Raw genomic sequence first — 18,661 nt, 5'->3', positions numbered from 1 at the left:
CGTGAACAGCACCGCTCTATTAATGGGAAATTGACTCAAGCTGTTGCAAGAGCAGCGCCGCCTGGGTGCGGGTGCGCACGCCCAGCTTACGGAAAATCGCGGTGACGTGCGCCTTGATGGTCGCCTCGGATACGCTCAGCTCATAGGCGATCTGCTTGTTCAGCAAGCCTTCGCAGACCATGGTCAGCACACGAAACTGCTGGGGCGTCAGGCTGGCGAGCCCTTCCTGGGCGGCCTTGGCTTCGGCAGACACGTTGATTTCTTCAAATGCCTGGGGCGGCCATGAGACATCACCGTCCAGCACCGTACGTACCGCAGCTCGAATCTGCTCCATGGAACTGGACTTGGGGATAAAGCCACTGGCCCCGAACTCACGGGAGCGCACTACCACGTCGGCCTCTTCCTGGGCCGACACCATCACCACCGGAATCTGCGGATATTGCCCGCGCAACAGTACCAGGCCGGAAAACCCGTAGGCGCCGGGCATGTTCAGGTCCAGCAGCACCAGATCCCAATCAGTCTTGTCAGTGAGCTGGGTTTCCAGTTCAGCGATGCTGCCCACTTCAACCAGGCGTACATCCGCGCCCAGCTCCAGCGTAACCGCCTGGTGCAGCGCGCTACGGAACAGCGGATGGTCATCGGCAATCAGGATTTCGTATGTGGCCATTTATTAAATGATCCTGTTTTTTATGGGAGTACCGATGGGTTCGGTGCTCACCAACGTAAGAGGTGCCAGCCAGCGGCTGTCACGAACAGTTACGCTTGATGGCATTTTAGCCGCCTCAGGCGATGCAGTGCCATCATGCAAATGTCATCTGGCCGCGAAGTCCTACAGATAAGGTGCAAGACGGGTATGGACACTGTCCGTCGGATCCAGCGCCAACTGGAACTTGGCCGCTAGGTAATGGGTACTGAAAACATCCAGGTAGGCGTCCAGCACTTCGCTGGCCTGCTGGTCCTCGGCCAATTCCAGGCACAAGGCAGCCACTTCGGCAGTGCAGAAATGGTCATCGCGCTTGGAGCGGCGCAACTTGTAGCGCGATAACTGCTCCGGTTCCAGGCTCAGTACCGGCAGGTGCTCCAGATACGGGCTCTTGCGGAACATCTTGCGCGCTTCGCTCCAGGTGCCGTCCAGCAGGATAAACAATGGACGCTTGCCATCCGCCACCTTGACCTCGCTGACCACCCGCTGCGGCGCTACAAACTCGCCGGGGAAGACGATATAGGGCTGCCATTGCGGGTCGGCCAGCAGCGCCAGCAGCTCAGGTTCGACGGCCGTGCGCGCCCAGGGAAAAGCACTTGTATCGTCGATTACATCCGCTATCAGCCAACCGGTATTACTCGGTTTCATCGGTTCCACGTCATGCATCAACAGGCACATGGCCGACCTGGCCTGGACCTTGGGGCGCCACGCACACAAGCAGTATTCGGGGATGACCCGGCATCTGGGGCAACGTTCGGCACGCGAGCCGCGTGCGACAAAGGGGCTGACGGCACGGGCCAGGCGTTGGGTACGCAGACGGAAGACCGCATGACTCATAGCGGGTGCCGTTGTGAAACGATGAAAATCGACACGGGCAAAACTCGGGGCAGCAAAAGTGCCGGCAGTTTACCAGAGCCGCCCAACCAATACGCCTGGCCGTCGCGGCGACAGGTCACCTATAATCCCGCGCCACTGAACGCATAGCGCAGTGACGGGTCTATGGACCAGTAACCGAATCAGGAGAGTTTCATGCTGCGTCTTATGTTGCGTCTTGCCGCCCCGACCGTCGCCCTGGCGCTGGTATTACCCGTCGGCGCCCAGGCAGCCTCCCTGGTGGAGCTGCAAATGAACAAGAAACTGCAAAGCGTCGCGGCAGAAAGCAACAAGGACCTGCCCAGGGAAATTGATGAACAAACCCTGGAAGTGGCCTACACCGTCGAAGGCATGCAACTGATTGACCACCTGAGCGTCCTGCCAGAGCGCGCCGAACAGATGCGCGCCAACCCCAAGGCCGTGTATTTCCAGCTGGGACAGAGCGTCTGCCTGAATAAAGGCTATCGCGAATTGATGGCCAAGGGCGCGGTGATGCGCTACGAAATCACCGAAAACAAGACCAACCGCCCAGTGGCGTCGGTCAAGTTCGTCGAAGCGGATTGCCCGGCTCCGGCCAAGAAGAAAAAGTAAGTCCCTCCCCAAGCGCCAACATGGCCCCTGTTGAGCTGTGCAGCAGCCCTGAAACCTGAGTTGTCGGCCTATCTGCCAGACCTCAGGGGGGCTGCTACGCAGCCCAACGGCAGACAAGCCTCCTCGCCATAGCCCTTCCTGCAAAACCTTGATCAATCCCTATTAAGTTATTGCCAGACAAGACTTTAGGGGCTCATGATCGAGCGATCCGGTAACATTTCCAGGGCAAAAAAGGTTGCCCTCGCGCGACTTGCAGTGCAAAGGTTTTTAATCACAAGGAACATACAGAGCCTGTTTCGTCGCCGTCAGCAGCCTGCAATAAGACGCCGAGGCTCTGTAACGAAGGAGAAGCTGAATGCCTGATCAACCGAATGACCTGCTGAATCGTCATTTTCCAGGAAACGGGACCGACCTCGCCCAGCAGGTCGAAGCGCAACTCAACCTGATTGCCCCCAGTAGCCCGAATATTTCGCTGTATCGCGACATGATCCTCACCGTGCTGCGCATGGCCCAGGATGACCGTGACCGCTGGAACGCCAAGATCACCTTGAAAGCAATCAATGAACTGGACCACGCGTTTCGTGTGCTCGAACAGTTCAAAAGCCGCCGCAAGGTCACCGTCTTCGGTTCGGCCCGCACCCCAGTGGAAAGCCCCCTCTACGCCCTGGCCCGCGAAGTGGGCGCGGCCCTGGCCCTTTCGGACCTGATGGTAATCACTGGTGGTGGCGGCGGCATCATGGCTGCCGCCCACGAAGGCGCCGGACTGGCCCACAGCCTGGGGTTCAATATCACCCTGCCCTTTGAACAGCATGCCAACCCGACCATTGATGGCACGGAAAACCTGCTGTCGTTCCACTTCTTCTTTACCCGCAAGCTGTTTTTCGTCAAGGAAGCCGATGGGTTGGTGCTGTGCCCGGGTGGCTTCGGCACCCTGGATGAAGCCTTGGAAGTCTTGACCCTGATCCAGACCGGCAAGAGCCCGCTGGTTCCAGTAGTACTGCTGGACGAGCCCGGCGGTGGATTCTGGCAAGGCGCCCTGGACTTTATTCGCAGCCAACTGGAGGCCAACCGCTACATCTTGCCCACCGACCTCAAGCTGGTGCGCCTGGTGCACAGCGCCGAAGAGGCAGTGAACGAAATCAACCAGTTCTACGCGAACTTCCACTCCACCCGCTGGTTGAAACGCCAGTTTGTGGTGCGCATGAACCACCCTCTCAGCGAGCGTGCGTTGGCGCATATACAGACGGCATTCGCTGACCTGCGGCTGAGTGATGACTTCCAGCAATTGGCCTATGGGGGCGAAGAGCACGATGAAGCGCACTTCAGCCACCTGACGCGACTGGTGTTCAACTTCACCGGGCGTAATCAGGGGCGGTTGCGGGAGTTGGTGGATTACATCAACTTGCCGGAGAACTGGGCCCAAGCCCAGGGTAAAACACAGCAACGCGTAGCGCCGGAACCGGCGTGAGGCCGTAAAACGCAAAAAAGGCCCGCTATTTTCATAGCGGGCCTTTTGTTTTAGTGCTGTTTTATGTGGGAGCTGTCGAGCCCCTTTGATCGCCGCTTGCCGAAGAATTAGTCGTCCAGATCTCGACCGCTCAACAAGCGGCTGATCATCTCCATTGAAAACCCGCGATAGCTCAAAAAGCGCCCTTGCTTGGCACGCTCACGGGCATCAATCGGCAGATGGCCGGCAAACTTGCGACGCCAGGTGTCTTCCAGTTGCGTTTGCCAACTGATGCCACACTCACGCAACGCCAGTTCAATATCGGCGCGCTGCAAGCCCCGCTGACTCAATTCCTCACGAATCCGCGCAGGGCCGTAGCCCGAGCGTGCCCGGTAGGAAACAAAACTTTCGAGATAACGGGCTTCGGAAAGCAGCCCCTCTTCCGTCAAGCGGTCGAGGGCTGTTTCGATCATTTCGGGAGGGGCGCCACGCTGACGCAGTTTACGCGTCAGCTCGACACGACCGTGCTCGCGTCGTGCGAGCAGGTCCATTGCCGTACGCCGTACGGCAACCAGCGTATCGAGTACAACTGTCATCGTTGGACTCAGATATCAGCGTCGGCTTCTGCCATGTCATCAACAGGTTCGCGGTTGGCTGCTGCCTTGACGTCTGGCGCCGGGGTCAGCAGCTTGTCGCGGATCTGCTTCTCGAGGGTCGCCGCGATATCCGGGTTGTCCTGCAGGAACTTGGCCGAGTTGGCCTTGCCCTGACCGATCTTGCTACCGTTGTAGGCATACCAGGCACCGGACTTCTCGACAAAGCCGTGCAGCACGCCCAGGTCGATCATCTCGCCGTTCAGGTAAATACCTTTGCCGTAGAGGATCTGGAACTCAGCCTGACGGAATGGCGGAGCCACCTTGTTCTTCACAACCTTGACGCGGGTTTCGCTACCGACAACCTCGTCACCTTCCTTCACCGCGCCGGTACGGCGGATGTCCAGACGGACCGAAGCGTAGAACTTCAGCGCGTTACCACCGGTGGTGGTTTCCGGGCTGCCGAACATCACGCCGATCTTCATCCGGATCTGGTTGATGAAGATCACCAGGCAGTTGGCGTTCTTGATGTTACCGGTGATTTTACGCAGCGCCTGGGACATCAGACGGGCTTGCAGGCCGACGTGCATGTCGCCCATTTCGCCTTCGATTTCAGCCTTTGGTACCAGGGCTGCCACGGAGTCGACCACAATCACGTCGATGGCGTTGGAGCGCACCAGCATGTCGGTGATTTCCAGGGCTTGCTCGCCGGTATCCGGCTGCGAAACCAGCAGGTCGTCGACATTGACGCCCAGCTTGCCAGCATATTCAGGATCCAGGGCGTGCTCGGCATCGACGAACGCACAGGTGGCGCCCATTTTTTGTGCCTGGGCAATCACCGACAGGGTCAGGGTGGTTTTACCAGAAGACTCCGGACCGTAGATTTCAACGATACGGCCTTTTGGCAGGCCGCCAATGCCGAGTGCGATGTCCAGACCCAGAGAGCCAGTGGAAATAGCCGGGATCGCCTGACGGTCGTGATCGCCCATACGCATTACGGCACCCTTGCCGAATTGACGTTCGATCTGACCCAGGGCCGCAGCCAAGGCTTTCTTCTTGTTGTCGTCCATTAAAGTCCTCACGTAATCAATAAGGCCTGACGGCCAACACCTGTATAAGTAGACAGTATTGTTCCATAAAGATCGGGGATCGCCTACCCCTGATTTTCTATTTCTGCTGCAGCTCGTCGCAACAGCCCCTCTAATGCGGCTTTTACCGTTTGTCGGCGGACCTCGTCGCGGTTGCCGGGGAAGTGCTGGCACTCAGCCGTAACCTCGTCACCAACACCCCAGGCCAGCCAGACAGTGCCCACCGGTTTGTCCGGCGAGCCGCCATCGGGGCCCGCCACGCCGCTGACCGCCACCGCAAACCGCGCCAGGCTTTTTTCCTGGGCGCCCCGGGCCATGGCCTCGACCACTTCACGGCTCACCGCGCCGACCTTGGGAAACAACCCTTCCGGCACATTGAGCTGACGGGTTTTCTGGCGATTGGAATAGGTCACATACCCGGCCTCGAACCAGGCCGAACTCCCCGGAATACGGGTGATGGCTTCGGCGATGCCGCCACCGGTGCAGGATTCGGCGGTGGTGACGTGGGCATTGAGCACCTGCAAACGTCGGCCAAGTTCGGCGGCGAGTTGGGTAATTTCCTTCACGGTCGTCTCCAGGAAAGTGCGGGGGTTTGCCTACCCTACAGGAGCCCATCGGCCACGCAAGCAGCAGACGGCTTCAACAGATTACCGGGTGATGGCACTTACATACGCCTGGCAGGCCCGCAACGCGATCAGTCCGTTATCGCCGGCATCGGTGATGCCGATAATTCGTTGAGCATGCGCCGGGTCAAGTCGACCTCGCGGGGCTCCATGAACCACGCTGCCGGCGGCGGTGGCCGGCATTGCGCGGCCATTGGCGGGGTCGGTGGCGTCGAGAAGGACTGACAAGCGCACATCAGCAGTGGCCAACCGATCGCGCAGATAAACCTGGTGACGCTGTGCATCGCTCAACTCCCGCGTGTGTTGTTGATCGCTGGCGTGAAGCTGTTGCTCCAACGCCCGACGCCTATCCTGTTCGGCCCGGTATTGGCCCTGTGCTTCCTGGCTTTGCCGGTTGAGCAGGGCTGAATGCCGTGCGGCCTGGCGCTCAAAGGCCAGGCCATGACGCCAGGCCTGGACCTGCCAACTGGCTGCCGCCGAGATAGCCATCAGCAGGGCAACCGCCCATATGCGCCCGCTCAACGGCATAACACCGCCCTCGCCTTTTCCCACAACTGTTGGCGGTGCTCCAGTCCGTTGAGGCCACCATTGATACGGCGGGTGATGGTGGTGAATTGGTCCTGGTCCGCCAATTCATTCAAGCCATTGCTGTGCCAGAACCAGGCGGCGGATTCGGCCGCCCATTGCGGCTGCTCTAGCAGTTCGGGGAAATGCAGCAGACGTTCATCGCCAAACAGCGCCCGGCTGCAGGCCAGGTAATTGCGCCGCCCGGTAATCTGGATCAAGCCGCGGCCCCGGTACTTCTGGCCGTCACCGTCGGCGTCGGGAGTGTTGCCCAGGCGTGCAGCCAAGGCGCCCGTGTCGTATTTGCTCAGGTAGTGTTCGCCGCCCAGTTCACGCACGTAACGCAGCTCGCCGGACTCGTGCCCGACCTGGGCGATAAAGGCCGCCATCCGCTTAGGCCCGGTGATGTGTCGATGGAGCATGGCGGCGTTCAGCGCCAGAATAAAAACGCCCGCTTGGGCGCGGGCGTTAGGCAGGATCTGTTGCAACTGCTTCAGCGTGATCATCCTTGATCTCCAACCATTTAAGAGGCCAATCCACGGGCCATGATCGAACTGCGATACCCCGTCGTCGTGTCGCCTACATGGGTCACCTTGTCAATCGACCAGCGCCCCTGCATATAGCCCGGCCAGGTTTCATCCAGCAACAACAGGCCTTCGGCGGACAGCAACGGGTTACCAGGGCAGTCGATGGTGATGCTCAAACCTTCACGCCCCACCCGGCGCAACTCGCCCTGTGCCACTGAGCGCGCTTCGGTTTCACTCTGGCACCGTTGGCGCAACGTCTTGAACGGCGCGATCCCCACCTCGACCACGCGCTGGCGAGAGGCCGCGGCATCCCACCAACTGACACGGCAACCCTGGTATTTGGCCCGCGCATTTTCATCAACCCGGGCACTGATAAACGCCTGCTCGCCGGGACGGTTGTCATGGGTCACCGACAGCCGCACATCCGGCAGTTGCTGGCCCGAGAGCGACTTGACCTGGCCGCTTTCCGCCAGCACATACAGCTCGTTGACCGGCTTGGTCACCGCGTTGTAACGCCCGGCCAGGCGGGTGATAAAGCCCATGTCCGTCTCGTTGGACTGGTCGATATGATCAATCGCAATCCCATCCAGCGACGGCGCCACCCTGGGCGAAAACCCATGCCGCGTCGCCAGTTGGCGAAACAGCGCACCGAGGGTCGTGGGCCCATGGCTGGCGGAACGGCGCTGGCGGTAGCCACTCTGGTCCATCACGCTGAACGGCGCCGCCGTGGCCACGATCACCAGGCGCATGGGAAACAGGTAAGGCGTGCGCTGGGTAATCACAAACTCGCCTTTTTCCACCAGCCCCGACTCGCGGTAACCCACGCGCAAACCGATCTTGGCGCCCAGGCTCGGCAGGCCTTCCAGGCCCTCGATATTGATGGTCAGTTCGAGGCGGTCGGATTCGATCCCCGCCGCGTCGGTGTGCTTCCACTGCATCAGCCGTGGGTTGATCAAGGCCGCGTTGGCGCCATAAATCTCCACGACCGGGGTAAATCCCGTTGCCATGTTGCCTCCTTAATCCCAGGCCGAAACCGGCTTTGCAACACCCGGTTGCGCGTCCATCTCGGGCACGATTACCCCGATGCCCGCCGGCAACACTGGGCCATACTCGGCAAGCCCGGGGTTCAAGCGCCAGAGGGTTTCTTCGGCCGCGTCATCGCACCGCCCCAGCTCACGGTAGAGCAGCAGGTTGACCGAATCACCGGCAATACTTCGGACTCTACGCATTGATAAATTCCTCAAGCACCAGCGTCCACTTGATCACCATGGCAGTGCCGTCATCAATCACACTGGCCTGGTTTTCCGTGACCGCCGTAATGCGCCACAACCCCCAATTGCGGCCGATGCCATCGACCAGCGGCAGCGGTGCCCGTGCATCCTGCAAGGCGCGCAGTTGGTCCAGGCGCTGCATGCCGACGGCCGCCATGGCGGTTCCATTGAAGGTCAGTTTTTCCAGCTTCTGACCGTTCTGTCGCGACTGGGGCTTGCTGGCAATAATCTCCAGGTCGCCCCAGCCACCATCGCTGCTGCGCTGGAGCGCGGAATAGGCGAACCCTCGGGACAGCCCGAAAATAAAGTCGCCCAACACCATCTGCTGTCGCATCAATCACCTCCGTCGGTCAGTGCCGCATTGCGCCGAACCGCCAGTGAATCGCTGAGCATCGGCACGCATTGGTTTTGCAGGCTTTGCAGGACCCGGTCGACCACCTGCTGGGCGTCGGCAGGGTTGACGCCGGTGATCTGGATGCTCGGCGCCAGGGTGACCTGGACGTTGTCCGAGCGGGCGCTGTTGAGCTCTTTGCTCACGGCATCGGGCGATGGCAGGCGGTCACTGGAGCCGAACAATTTTTCACCGAGCCAGTTACCGCCCTCGCCGCCCAACAGGCCACCGATAACGCCGCCCACCGCAGTGCCCACGCCAGGGAATACCAGGGTGCCAAGGGCCGCCCCGGCAGAAGCGCCGGCCCATGCGGCACCGGCGGTACCGAGGCCGCTGCCGACGGCTCGCATGTTGCCGCTGCGCACGCCCCGGACGACGTTGATGGCGGCCTCGGCGGAGCGCAATGGCGTCAACCTGCGCACGCCTATAGACCCCAGCCGGCTCAGGGTTGGGACCAGGCGGGAGGCTGGGGCCTTGCGCAGGCCGAGGGCTGATGCACTCTTTAATAGCAACGCCTTGCCTGTGTTCAACGCACGGGTAGAAACCCTTCGCAGGCTAGCGCTTACCGAAGTCACCCGCGCCAGGAACCCCGTTTTCAGGCCGTCAAACACCTTGCCTGCGCGCTCGCCCAGGCTCCTCATGACTGCCATGGGCCCAGTGGCGCTCCTGCCGGTCCCTGAGGTTTTTCTCGGCATCGGTGGGCTTGTGCGGCCAGTGCCGTTTTGCCTCACCGTTTTTCGTGACCCTTTGGGCCCGTAACGAGCCCGCCCGGTCAAGGGTTCGCTGGCGCCTGGGCAGCAGCAGTCCTTGCTATCGTCCCGGAACAATTTCCCGACGTAGGGCAACTTGCCCAGCGTTGCATCGACTACCTTGCCCGATACCCGGCTCTTGACCGTATCAAGCAGGCTTTCACCCACCCATTTGGAACTCTTGCTCAACCAGGACTCAGTCGCCGAGGCCTTGTCTTCGGGCGCAGCTTGCGGCGCACTGGTCATGGTTTCAGCGACCGTGCCGCCCAGCGGCCCACCCGTGATAAACAGGGTGCCATTAAGGGTTTCCAGGCTCTCGCGCAGGCGCACCTGTTCCTCGGTCAACGCGTGGATATGCAGGCTGGCGTTGGCCAGGGCCAGGCTCAGCTCAGACGGCGGCTCGGTTGCGCCGCCCACACTGGAGGCGCCAACCAGACTTTCGTCCTGTGCTTCAAGCAGGCCCGGCAGTTGCAAGGCGCCACTTTCGGCCAGTGCGGGAAAGGTCATCCAGCGTTTGTCTTCGTCGGCGAGCTTGAGCGTATATCGAGGGTCTTGCATCTCGCTCTACTCCTATTTGACACCAAGGCGATTGATCGCGATGTCGTAGCGGCGCAATGCTTTTGCGGCATCCCATTCGAGGATTTCCGCTTCGTTTACCGAGTAAACCAGCGGTACAACGTCGAGGATTACTTCGATGTCGCGCTGCGAAAGAAGTCCGCCGGTTTGTTTAAAAAATCGTCAATGCGCTCCTGCAATTCCGTCCAATCAGGCACCGTCAGGCCGTCCAGATCGGGGATCATCAGGCCGGTGCAGTGCGAGGTAATGAACTCGGCGCGCTCTTTGTTGGTGGCGAGTTTTTTCATCACTTTGGTGGCACGCAGGGCAGGCATTTCCAGGGTGACGCTGGTCAATACGCGGCCGGCCACTTCCAGTGGCAGCAGCAGTTGCACTTGCTCGCCGGGCTCGGTGGAACCTTCCAGAAAGAACGAAGCCGGGCGCGTCGACAGGTCGTGCACGTACTGGACGATGCTCACGTAGTCCGGGCGCTTGAGTTGGTCGAGTTCCTTTTCCGAGAGGCCGGTGGCCAGTTTGGCCAGCTCGAAGAACTGGTCGTCTTCGTCATCGCCCGCACGGGCCAGGGCCTGTTTTTGTGGGGCGTAGAACAAGGGTTTGAGTTGGATCTGCTCGATCGTCGCACCGCTGTCGGCGGTGATGGGCGCCAGCAGGATATGCAGGGGTGGCTTCCAGGCCATGGGCGAAATTCCTTGATGAATAATGTTGAACACGTGGACACGGTCAATGTGGGAGCTGGCTGGCCTGCGATCGCGCTGTGTCAGCAGCCTCATTTGTCACTGGTAGACCGCTATCGCAGGCAAGCCAGCTCCCACACTGGCCGTGCCTATTTCCGATTCGTGGAAGGGCTTACGGCATCAACACCGCACGCCGGGCATCGCCGAGGATGTCGACGCCGTTGAGCACAAACTTCTGGGTGCGCACGTCGATGTCGATCACCGGCACGCCGTTGTCCAGGCGATGGTAGGTGCGGCAGGACAGATCCAGGGTGGTGGTGACCTTTTCGCCCATCTTCAGCTTGGCTTCCTCCAGGGATTTGAGCTTGCCGCCGACGGTGTGGTAGGTGAAGTAGGTCTTGCCGTCCTGGTCCTGGCCCGCTTCGCGCACGTTGAGCAGGATGTCTTCGCCCAAGCGCACGCCCAGGGCCAGCATGATTTCGGGACCGGCGCCTTGCAGCACCAGCTTGGCGTTCAGCACCTTGGCGCTCTTGGCCATTTCTTCGGCGATAAAGCGCCCGCCGGACATGGGCTCCATCTCGAACTCGATCTTCGGCGGGCTGAATTCCTCAACGGTCGCCGACAGCGGCAGGCCTTGGAGGGTGGCCGCAATGGCCTGTCTGACTCGGTTGGTAAACATTAGAGAACGTCCTCCAGGAACTGCTCGATGATTTCATCGCGGGCATTGAGTTGATAAACCATGTGTTCGTTCGGCGCGTAGCGGCCGTAGTCGATCACGACGAACCAGGTGCCGTTCTTGTACTTCTCGACACTGTTGAGTTCCGGGTGCAGGTACACGCTGCCGCCAGGGATGGTTTCGTCGGCCACCAGGGTTTGCAGCCAGTCGTTGATGCGCTTGACCTCCTGGTCCATGAACGACTTGGTCAGGTTGTGCGCCATGGCTTTCTGCCCGGCCTTGACCAGCTTGCGGCTGATGGCGTCTTCCAGGCCGACATAGCTGATGAACTTGCCGGTGATGGAGCGGTTACCCAGCAGCGAGAAACCACCGAGGATGGTGCGCGCGTAGTAGCTCACGCCGTAACGGTTGAGCAGGTCGCCTTCGGTGGAGGTGTCGAGGATGTTGTACTCGACCACGCGGGACACGTCTTCGGCGAAGGTCACCTGGTTGCCCGGGCTTTCCCACTGCTTGACCTTGGCCAATGCGGCGATGGCCAGGGACGACGGCGCGAGAAACACGTTTTTCTTCGCCGCCTTGGAGTACACCGACGGCATGTTGTGCACCAGCAGGCAACGGTCGAAACCCAGGTCGGCACCACCCAGCTCGCCGCTGTAGGTCACTTGGTCGGCGACGCTGGCGTCTTTGCCGTCCAGCACCACACGGGCCTTGATACGCTTGCCGAACGCGGCAAATTCACCGGCCACCGCCTTGGTCCCGGTAAAGCCCGGGGCACCGATGATGGTCAGGTCTTCGGGGACGCTGCTCAGCGCCGCGAGGCCCAGTTTGCGACCGGTTACCGGCTCGTTGCCGCCGATCACGTTGTTGAGGGTATCGGCCGGGGTCGCGCCCTCTTCGACGATAACCACATACACCGGTACCTTGACCACTTTGAGGATCTGGTACACCGCATGAAACAGCGTGCCCGACTCGGCGCCGGTCGGGTCCAGCAGCGCCTGGGCGGTGAAGCTGTTGATGCGAAACGGGGCGTTTTTCGGGATCGACAGGTGCGCATTGGGCGCGGTGCCGACCAGACCGATCACGTTGTCACCCAGGCCACCCATGGCCTCGGGGGATTCGCTGGCATTGACGGTGATGCCGTTATGCTCGAAGTTCAAAACCTCAGCCATGATTATTCAGCCTTCTTGGTGACGGCCTTCTTGGCCGGTGGGGTGTCTTGGGCGGCAGCCAGCACGCTGGTCAATTCCAGGCGGCCGGCGGTGCGCAGGGCGGTTGCTTCGACGTCCAGCAGGTCCAGTTCCTGGCCGACGGCGGACCAGTGGCCACCTCCGGTGGGGAATGGGATGAGGACGGTGTAGGTTTGGCGGTTGGCCATGGGGGGACTCCAGAAACGCGAAAGCCCCAGCGATGGGGCTTTCTTGGATGCGAAAAAAAACCGCTTTCGCGGTGTTTATGATTGCTGCCGGATTACTCACCTGGCAGTGGGTAACGAGCCTTGATTTCGGCGACTTTAGCCCGCCATGCGTTCTCCTTGGCCTCGGTTTGATCGTACTGCCACTCCATATAGAGCGGGTCCGAATCTGTTCGGTAAGCCAGGCGACGATTGAAAGCTATATCAGCGGCCTGTTCGACCTGCAAAGCGGCGTCGACTTCGGCTTTAGAAAACCCCATCTCAAGCAACTGCTCTACAGTCACATTGTAGAAAGTCTGATCTTTATTTCTGAATTCTTTAATCATCATCAAACTCCAGCAGCCACGACGTTGCCAACATTACTCAGCAAATTAGACAGACTCCCTCCGGAGTCCTTGACTACACCACCAACAAGATGTGCCCAAGTTCTATTCTGGGTGATTGACGAAGCAAACACCGACAGTACCATCGTACCGCCAGACAGATCCGCAAATTTTGTTGAAAGTTCAGCATCTACAACGGAATACGTAAGATCCACCCTATAGTTCGCAGAATACCCTGAGTGAAAAACATTAAGCGCACCCAGCTTCACCTTGTTCCCTGAAAAGGTCACCGAACCCTGTACCGAAGAGTCAGCACCATGCGCACGATAAAACAGAGATGAGCCGAAGGAATACCAATCGGACGTTTCTGCCTTCAACACAGTAGGCATAACCACATCAACGCTGCGAAAGTAGACACTGCCACCTTCAAGCGACAAAAAATGAATGTTGGAGCGGCCAGCCATATACTCGCCAACTTTTGGGTAGAAAACCGGATTACTTCCCCCTCCATATTTGTAAAAAACCAGCTTATTAGAAACTGACCAATATGGAGTCTGATCAGTAGGCGCTGCGTACTCATGCGTCTGACCAGCCTTCAAGGCGATCATTACAAAAGGTGTTGTTTTAGTTCGGCTCATCGCCTCTTTGATTGTTTTAATCGGTGCTTCAACCGTACCTAACGCGAGATCGCTACCGGCTATCGCGTCGACATGAAGCAATCTGGACATGTCAGGAATAGCTCGAACCGCTGCCAATACAGAAGCATCTATTTCAGCGACTTTCCCATTGACCACGCTGGTTAGCTTATTTGCAGCCGCGACCAAACTAGTGATCGTAGTTTCCATACTCATATTCAACTCCCTATATTGCTTATCTTATGAATCAGCTCGTCACTTGGCTTCCAGAGCCATGACTCGAAATAGCACACCAACATGCCGAGCCATATTGTCAACGCTGGCCGTGGCAAGCTCTGCAATCTCCTCGGTCAACAACACATTCAAGTTCTCACTCCCCACCACAATCGTCACGCTATCCGCCGGCAACGGCGAAATATCCAACGTAAACTTCTGCAGCACCCGAGCAGCCGCCGCCTTATACGTCAGCAACTGCCCCGCCACCGAATACACGGCCAACAACGTCCCACTGGCGAGATAAAACCCAAACTCGCCAATCTCATACTCGCCATCGCCATCAAACAGCGCGGCCATGCGCAGTTGGCGCTGGCCCAGGTCTTCGTAGTCCACAATCGCTACCCGCTGGCGCTCATTGCGCAGGGCGGTTTCGTTGCCGGTGGGGTTGTAGCGGCCGGTGCCGGCGGCGATGTGGGTGATTTCGCCTTTCAAGCCTTGGTTCTTTGCCTGCAGCACTTCATCCAATCCCTTGGAGGTGAAGCGCACCAGGCGTGTGATGTCATCGGTCATGGCTGCGCCCTGAGGTCGTAGTCGTTAATGGTGTAGTGCTGGGCCACGCCCGCACTGTTAAGCCTTGAACTGAGCATCAGTTCCGGCAGCGCGCCCCACAGCGACAACTCGCCGTCGCTCAACGCCCGGTGGGCGGCGCCGGTCATCGGCAGCCCACCGTGCACTTCATGCACCAGGGTGATGGTGGCCAGGTCGCGCTCGCTCTTGGCCGCATTGATACGGCGGATCAAGCGGTTGTGGTCGCCACTGGACCAACTGCGCCCGATGATCGCCTGCACGTCGAAGGTGTAGGGCTGGGCCTGCGGGCGCTGTTGGTACCAGGCCAGAATATTGGGGGTAAACCCCAGGGATTCGACCGCGTGGCTCAACGCCTTGGGCGTGCCGGCCTGGCGCTGGATTTGCCAGGACAGCGCCACCGTGAGGCGTTTTTCGGTTTCGTCGGCAGAGGCATTCCACTCACTGACGCCGCGGTCGGCGGCCAGGTAAGGCAGGAACGGCGCAGGCGTTTGCAGCGGGTTCATCAGCGCCGGGAAGGGCGGGACGACCCGTTCGAGCAGTCGACCAAAGCCCAGGTCCAAAGCCTTCTCCAGCGGTGAGCTGTTGGCAGGCAACAGGCTGGGAGATTGTTCAGTCATAAGCTGCGCACCTCCACCTCGACACCCGTGCAGTACGGGGCCTGGAACGCCGTGGTGATGATCGGCGCCAGCGGCTCGAGAATCTCCAACTGCGCGGCCCCGGCGGTGTGGATGGTGTAGTCGATCCAGCTCGGGTCCACACGCCCTTCCAGGCAGTGACAGGACTCGGCATAGGTCTGCAGCAACTGCTGGGCCGCCACTTGTGTCAGCCCCGAGTCCGGGCCGGCGTTGATCTTGGCCACCACGCGGATCTTGTACGGCACGATCTGCGCGCCCTGCACCGTGACCCAATCGGTTTCCGGACGTACATCGGGCCGGGCGAAATGGCGCCGCACCCCTTCAAGCAAATCCGCCGACGGCGTGCCATTGCCGGTGCGGGACAGCACGGTGACCATGACTTGCCCAGGCGCGGTGCGCCGGGCGTTGCCGTCCTTGACCTGGGCGGCATAGCCATCCGGGTCGAAGGTATAGCTGACCGTCACCACCCCCGCAGCCGTACCGTGGACTTTCACCGCCGGCCGCTCGCCGAGGGTAAAGACCTCGCGCCGATACTGCATGCGCGAACCGGCAGCCGGTGCGTGGGGGGCCAGGTAGTAACGCAGACGGGCATCATCATCGCTTTCCAGGGTCGGCGGCACGGGCGGGAATGCCGCCGGGTCGCCGGGGTCGAGCACCTGGCGCTCCAGGCCCATATCGGCCAGGCGCGCATCCAGGTTGCTGCCGGTGGCCCACCACGCCAGCATCTGCTGGATGCGCGCGTTGTACTTGCGCTCATGGGTTTGCAGGCGCACACAAAACGCTTCCAGGGCCAGGGTCAGCAACTCGCTTTCGTTATCCAGGCTGACCTTGAGCTTGGCCGCGCTTTGCGGGGCGCGGGCGGCGACATAATCGACGACAAACGCCTTGAAATGCGCCAGCAGCGGCTCGAACTCGTCGACGGCGATCAGGTCGGGCGGCGCCAATTGGTTCTGCCCGGGGATCAACATGCTCATGTCACCACCTCGAAGGATTGCTTGCGGTTTTTCCAGGTGCCGGCAAACCGCAGCAACAGGCCAGCGCCCTGGCGATTGGCGACGATGACTTGCGGAACAAAATCGGCGATGCCGTTCTGTGGGTTGTAAAAAGCCTGGGCAGCGTGGCTTTGGGCGAGGATCAACAGGTCGTCGCCCAGGTTCTGCCCCAGCAGTTGCGGGATCAGCGAACCGTACAGCGGGCGTTTCTGCCGTGTGCCCAAAGGTGTGGTCAGGGCCCGGGTGGCGCGCTGGACAAATTGCGGCCAGTCGTCCACCACGGCTCCGGTGTTTCTCTCTATTCCGATCATGGCAAATCCTTATGCCGTGCTGATAACTCGACCCTGGTGGTCCACCACCGGGCCACTCAAGTGAACGCCGGACGCATCCAGCAGCAGGCCGACTGCACCGACCTGCACGCTGATGTTTGCGGCGGTCATGACCAAACGGGCAGCGCCCAGACTCATTTCCACCTGCTCGCGAGAGCCAGTGAATGCCGTGGGGCCGTTGCTCCAATCCAGCACATGACCGGCGGCGTCGTAGGCGCTTTGCGTGCCGTCCGGGTAACGCCGGCTCGTCAGGCTGGCGACACTGGACAGCGGCGGGAAGCGATCACTGTTCAGGCCAAACAGCGCCACCGACTGCCCCCCGCCCTCGCCGCCGCCGTAGTTGAGCAGCAGGCATTGCTCTCCCACCGTGGGGATTCGCGTTTCGGTCTGCGCCCCAGCGCTGGGGTTGAAAAAGCGAATCGCCGGGGTCAGCAACTCGCCATGCCTGACCTTGCAGGTATTGCTGGCCGCGTCGACCTCCTGGCACACGCCGATCCGGCAAAAACTCTCGGCCCGCCGATAGAGGTCTTCAAGCTGGGTTTCCATCTGCGCCAGGCGCTCGACGATGGGCGCCAATTGCAGGCGTAACAATGCGTCGAACATGGGGCTACTCCTGCAGGGGCCGGTATTGATCGGGGTCGTCGATATTCGACACCTCCCAGGTGCGGGCAAACAGCGGCTTGCCCATAGGGTCGTCAAGCAGCGGCGGGCCGATGTAGAGGGTTTGGTTGAAGGACACGGTCCAATTGTCGTACTGGGTGTCGGCCCCCGCCAGGGTCGATGGCAGCGCGACAATGTTGACTGGCACATCGCACTGGGCCGCCGGCAACTGCCAACGGTTATCCAGCACCAGGTCCATCAGCCGGCTCGCCAGGTCGCAGGCGTCAAAAGCTTGCGCGCCTTCGGCGGCCATGACCTTGAGCGAGATCGACAACACATGGGCCTTGCGTCCTTCAAGGGAACGTACGCCCGGGCCATTACGCTCGACTGTGATTGCCACGGCGGTTTCATCCGCCGCCAGGATGCCCGGCGGGCTGCCCACCCGTAACGCCGGGAACGCCGCACGCAGGGCCTGGCCGATGGCTATTGGCAGTTGTGACGGTTTTTCAATGAGGGTCATGGTGTGGCTTCCTTGCAACGATCACTTTGAGTCCGGGGGCGAACCGGGCGGCTCATTCACCCCGATGCGCTTGGCGGCCCAGCGCTCGTAGAGGCCGATGGCGACGTCGGCACCCGCCATGGCGGTCAGGCAGCCGAGGGCGCCCGCCGTCCAGATCGACATGCCGGCGGCGTACAGCAGCATCAACGCCGACACCCCGCACACCATGCACGCCCCGGAACGCAGGGCCAGGCGGCGGACCAGCGACCAACCGCGGGCGCCCTCCTTGTCGGCGCGCCACATCTCCCCGGACACGCCGCCGATCAGGGCCAGAATAATCACCAGCCAGATAGGCATTTCTGCCAACGCTTGCTGCTCGTTTGTCATGTCACGCCTCCTGGAATGCGTAAAACCGGCAGGTGGCCGGTGCTTTGATAAATAGATGGATGGGTGTGTCGGTAGGCATTCCAAAAAGCCCGGTAGCCCGGGCTTTTCAGTAATGCGGTCCTTGGATCTTTCGGCGCTACTGGCGCGGTACGGATCTTTCCTCGATGTTTTTCCGACCACGATCCCTGTCTGCCGGATAACTGCTTGTGGTGCTTTACGCTGCACACCCGGGTCAGTTGCCAACCCTCTGAACCGTCAAGGCCGGTTCATCGCTGCCTGTTGTAAAACCGTGAAACTAAAGAGCGTCGGCATCCTTGCCGGTATTGCCTGGCGTCCTTGCCATCACTCGGTGGCGTCCATGCCAGTGTTGCGTGCCTTCCTTGTCTTCCTTGGCAGCATCCTTGCCGCCTCCACCAGACCTTGTTGGCTGGCTTGAGATGGAGAATATGCATGTATGCATATACAGTCAATGCACAAATGCATTTATTTTTACTCGCATAATGCATTGGCGCATAAACCCCTTGAGTGGTGGGCCCTGGGCGGTTTTCCATAGGATCGAGTAGGGTGAGGGATTTTTTTTTTCCCTCAGCCCTCTCACACCACCGTACGTGCGGTTCCGCATACGGCGGTTCAACTAATACGCTGGAGTCCCTGCACAGTGCTGCGCAGCGAGACCAGCCCCATTTTGGCGAAGTACAAC

26 protein-coding genes are annotated in these 18,661 nt (G+C 60.3%); 2 read left to right on the top strand and 24 right to left on the bottom strand.

Annotated elements, in window-relative coordinates:
- Positions 1-19: 19 nt before the first annotated feature.
- Both erdR and HBR94_RS24485 read right to left on the bottom strand, forming a co-directional pair.
- The gene (gene erdR, locus HBR94_RS24490) at positions 20-667 is read right to left on the bottom strand and encodes a response regulator transcription factor ErdR (RefSeq protein WP_057958630.1); all 648 of its coding nucleotides are present in this window, start codon (positions 665-667) and stop codon (positions 20-22) included.
- 162 nt (positions 668-829) lie between these two features.
- Positions 830-1,540 carry a tRNA-uridine aminocarboxypropyltransferase gene (locus HBR94_RS24485; RefSeq protein WP_057439360.1) on the bottom strand — a complete coding sequence of 237 codons (711 nt, stop codon included), beginning with the start codon at positions 1,538-1,540 and terminating at the stop codon, positions 830-832.
- Positions 1,541-1,732: 192 nt separating this feature from the next.
- Between HBR94_RS24485 and HBR94_RS24480 the strand changes: the two genes are divergently transcribed.
- Together HBR94_RS24480 and HBR94_RS24475 are read left to right on the top strand one after the other, a co-directional pair.
- Positions 1,733-2,167: a PA3611 family quorum-sensing-regulated virulence factor gene (locus HBR94_RS24480; protein WP_057439359.1), complete on the top strand. Its 435-nt coding sequence runs from the start codon at positions 1,733-1,735 to the stop codon at positions 2,165-2,167.
- A 355-nt stretch (positions 2,168-2,522) separates the two neighbouring features.
- Positions 2,523-3,635 carry a TIGR00730 family Rossman fold protein gene (locus HBR94_RS24475; protein ID WP_170045674.1) on the top strand — a complete coding sequence of 371 codons (1,113 nt, stop codon included), beginning with the start codon at positions 2,523-2,525 and terminating at the stop codon, positions 3,633-3,635.
- A 107-nt stretch (positions 3,636-3,742) separates the two neighbouring features.
- Here the strand turns inward: HBR94_RS24475 and recX are convergent, their stop codons facing one another.
- The 22 genes from recX to HBR94_RS24365 form a co-directional block, all read right to left on the bottom strand.
- A complete protein-coding gene (recX, locus tag HBR94_RS24470) occupies positions 3,743-4,210 on the bottom strand; it encodes a recombination regulator RecX (RefSeq protein WP_057439357.1) in 468 nt (155 codons plus the stop codon).
- 8 nt (positions 4,211-4,218) lie between these two features.
- Complete coding sequence (gene recA / locus HBR94_RS24465; protein ID WP_029295312.1) at positions 4,219-5,277, bottom strand: recombinase RecA; 1,059 nt, start codon at positions 5,275-5,277, stop codon at positions 4,219-4,221.
- Between the two features lie 83 nt (positions 5,278-5,360).
- Complete coding sequence (locus tag HBR94_RS24460; RefSeq protein ID WP_032858393.1) at positions 5,361-5,861, bottom strand: CinA family protein; 501 nt, start codon at positions 5,859-5,861, stop codon at positions 5,361-5,363.
- Between the two features lie 81 nt (positions 5,862-5,942).
- Positions 5,943-6,446, bottom strand: a complete 504-nt coding sequence (locus tag HBR94_RS24455) for a lysis system i-spanin subunit Rz (protein WP_057958627.1) — start codon at positions 6,444-6,446, stop codon at positions 5,943-5,945.
- Complete coding sequence (locus tag HBR94_RS24450; protein WP_115128869.1) at positions 6,437-6,988, bottom strand: glycoside hydrolase family 19 protein; 552 nt, start codon at positions 6,986-6,988, stop codon at positions 6,437-6,439. Before HBR94_RS24450 ends, HBR94_RS24455 begins: the two co-directional genes overlap by 10 nt.
- 17 nt (positions 6,989-7,005) lie before the next feature.
- Complete coding sequence (locus HBR94_RS24445; protein WP_170045673.1) at positions 7,006-8,016, bottom strand: contractile injection system protein, VgrG/Pvc8 family; 1,011 nt, start codon at positions 8,014-8,016, stop codon at positions 7,006-7,008.
- A 9-nt stretch (positions 8,017-8,025) separates the two neighbouring features.
- Positions 8,026-8,238: a tail protein X gene (locus HBR94_RS24440; protein WP_057439355.1), complete on the bottom strand. Its 213-nt coding sequence runs from the start codon at positions 8,236-8,238 to the stop codon at positions 8,026-8,028.
- A complete protein-coding gene (locus HBR94_RS24435) occupies positions 8,231-8,614 on the bottom strand; it encodes a phage tail protein (RefSeq protein ID WP_115128871.1) in 384 nt (127 codons plus the stop codon). The genes HBR94_RS24440 and HBR94_RS24435 overlap by 8 nt, the downstream gene beginning before the upstream one ends.
- Positions 8,614-9,978, bottom strand: a complete 1,365-nt coding sequence (locus tag HBR94_RS28820; protein WP_262383426.1) for a tail tape measure protein — start codon at positions 9,976-9,978, stop codon at positions 8,614-8,616. Before HBR94_RS28820 ends, HBR94_RS24435 begins: the two co-directional genes overlap by 1 nt.
- Positions 9,979-10,106: 128 nt before the next feature.
- Positions 10,107-10,673: a phage tail assembly protein gene (locus tag HBR94_RS24425; RefSeq protein ID WP_057958624.1), complete on the bottom strand. Its 567-nt coding sequence runs from the start codon at positions 10,671-10,673 to the stop codon at positions 10,107-10,109.
- Between the two features lie 169 nt (positions 10,674-10,842).
- Positions 10,843-11,349, bottom strand: a complete 507-nt coding sequence (locus HBR94_RS24420; protein ID WP_057439352.1) for a phage major tail tube protein — start codon at positions 11,347-11,349, stop codon at positions 10,843-10,845.
- The gene (locus tag HBR94_RS24415; RefSeq protein WP_170045672.1) at positions 11,349-12,515 is read right to left on the bottom strand and encodes a phage tail protein; all 1,167 of its coding nucleotides are present in this window, start codon (positions 12,513-12,515) and stop codon (positions 11,349-11,351) included. Before HBR94_RS24415 ends, HBR94_RS24420 begins: the two co-directional genes overlap by 1 nt.
- A gap of 2 nt (positions 12,516-12,517) precedes the next feature.
- On the bottom strand, positions 12,518-12,721 hold the full coding sequence (locus HBR94_RS24410; protein WP_057444703.1) for a hypothetical protein: 204 nt from the start codon (positions 12,719-12,721) through the stop codon (positions 12,518-12,520).
- Positions 12,722-12,813: 92 nt separating this feature from the next.
- Complete coding sequence (locus HBR94_RS24405; protein ID WP_057439350.1) at positions 12,814-13,083, bottom strand: hypothetical protein; 270 nt, start codon at positions 13,081-13,083, stop codon at positions 12,814-12,816.
- 2 nt (positions 13,084-13,085) lie between these two features.
- The gene (locus HBR94_RS24400; RefSeq protein ID WP_128593207.1) at positions 13,086-13,931 is read right to left on the bottom strand and encodes a hypothetical protein; all 846 of its coding nucleotides are present in this window, start codon (positions 13,929-13,931) and stop codon (positions 13,086-13,088) included.
- A 39-nt stretch (positions 13,932-13,970) separates the two neighbouring features.
- Positions 13,971-14,501: a phage tail protein gene (locus HBR94_RS24395; protein WP_057958619.1), complete on the bottom strand. Its 531-nt coding sequence runs from the start codon at positions 14,499-14,501 to the stop codon at positions 13,971-13,973.
- Positions 14,498-15,136 (bottom strand): phage tail protein I, encoded by a 639-nt coding sequence (locus tag HBR94_RS24390; RefSeq protein WP_057439349.1) that lies wholly within the window; start codon positions 15,134-15,136, stop codon positions 14,498-14,500. The genes HBR94_RS24395 and HBR94_RS24390 overlap by 4 nt, the downstream gene beginning before the upstream one ends.
- Positions 15,133-16,128 (bottom strand): baseplate J/gp47 family protein, encoded by a 996-nt coding sequence (locus HBR94_RS24385; protein WP_170045671.1) that lies wholly within the window; start codon positions 16,126-16,128, stop codon positions 15,133-15,135. The genes HBR94_RS24390 and HBR94_RS24385 overlap by 4 nt, the downstream gene beginning before the upstream one ends.
- Positions 16,125-16,457 (bottom strand): phage baseplate protein, encoded by a 333-nt coding sequence (locus tag HBR94_RS24380; protein ID WP_038442971.1) that lies wholly within the window; start codon positions 16,455-16,457, stop codon positions 16,125-16,127. Before HBR94_RS24380 ends, HBR94_RS24385 begins: the two co-directional genes overlap by 4 nt.
- 9 nt (positions 16,458-16,466) lie before the next feature.
- Positions 16,467-17,078, bottom strand: a complete 612-nt coding sequence (locus tag HBR94_RS24375; protein WP_057958617.1) for a phage baseplate assembly protein V — start codon at positions 17,076-17,078, stop codon at positions 16,467-16,469.
- Positions 17,079-17,082: 4 nt separating this feature from the next.
- Complete coding sequence (locus tag HBR94_RS24370; protein WP_170045670.1) at positions 17,083-17,595, bottom strand: hypothetical protein; 513 nt, start codon at positions 17,593-17,595, stop codon at positions 17,083-17,085.
- Positions 17,596-17,616: 21 nt separating this feature from the next.
- Positions 17,617-17,961, bottom strand: coding sequence for a phage holin family protein (locus HBR94_RS24365; RefSeq protein ID WP_057439345.1), 345 nt, complete (start codon positions 17,959-17,961; stop codon positions 17,617-17,619).
- Positions 17,962-18,661 lie beyond the last annotated feature (700 nt).

The sequence above is a fragment of the Pseudomonas sp. WS 5412 genome, assembly GCF_012985615.1.
GTDB classification, from domain to species: domain Bacteria; phylum Pseudomonadota; class Gammaproteobacteria; order Pseudomonadales; family Pseudomonadaceae; genus Aquipseudomonas; species Aquipseudomonas shahriarae.
The sequence above is the reverse complement of the archived record's forward strand: the minus strand, read 5'-3'. Positions and strand labels throughout refer to the sequence as shown.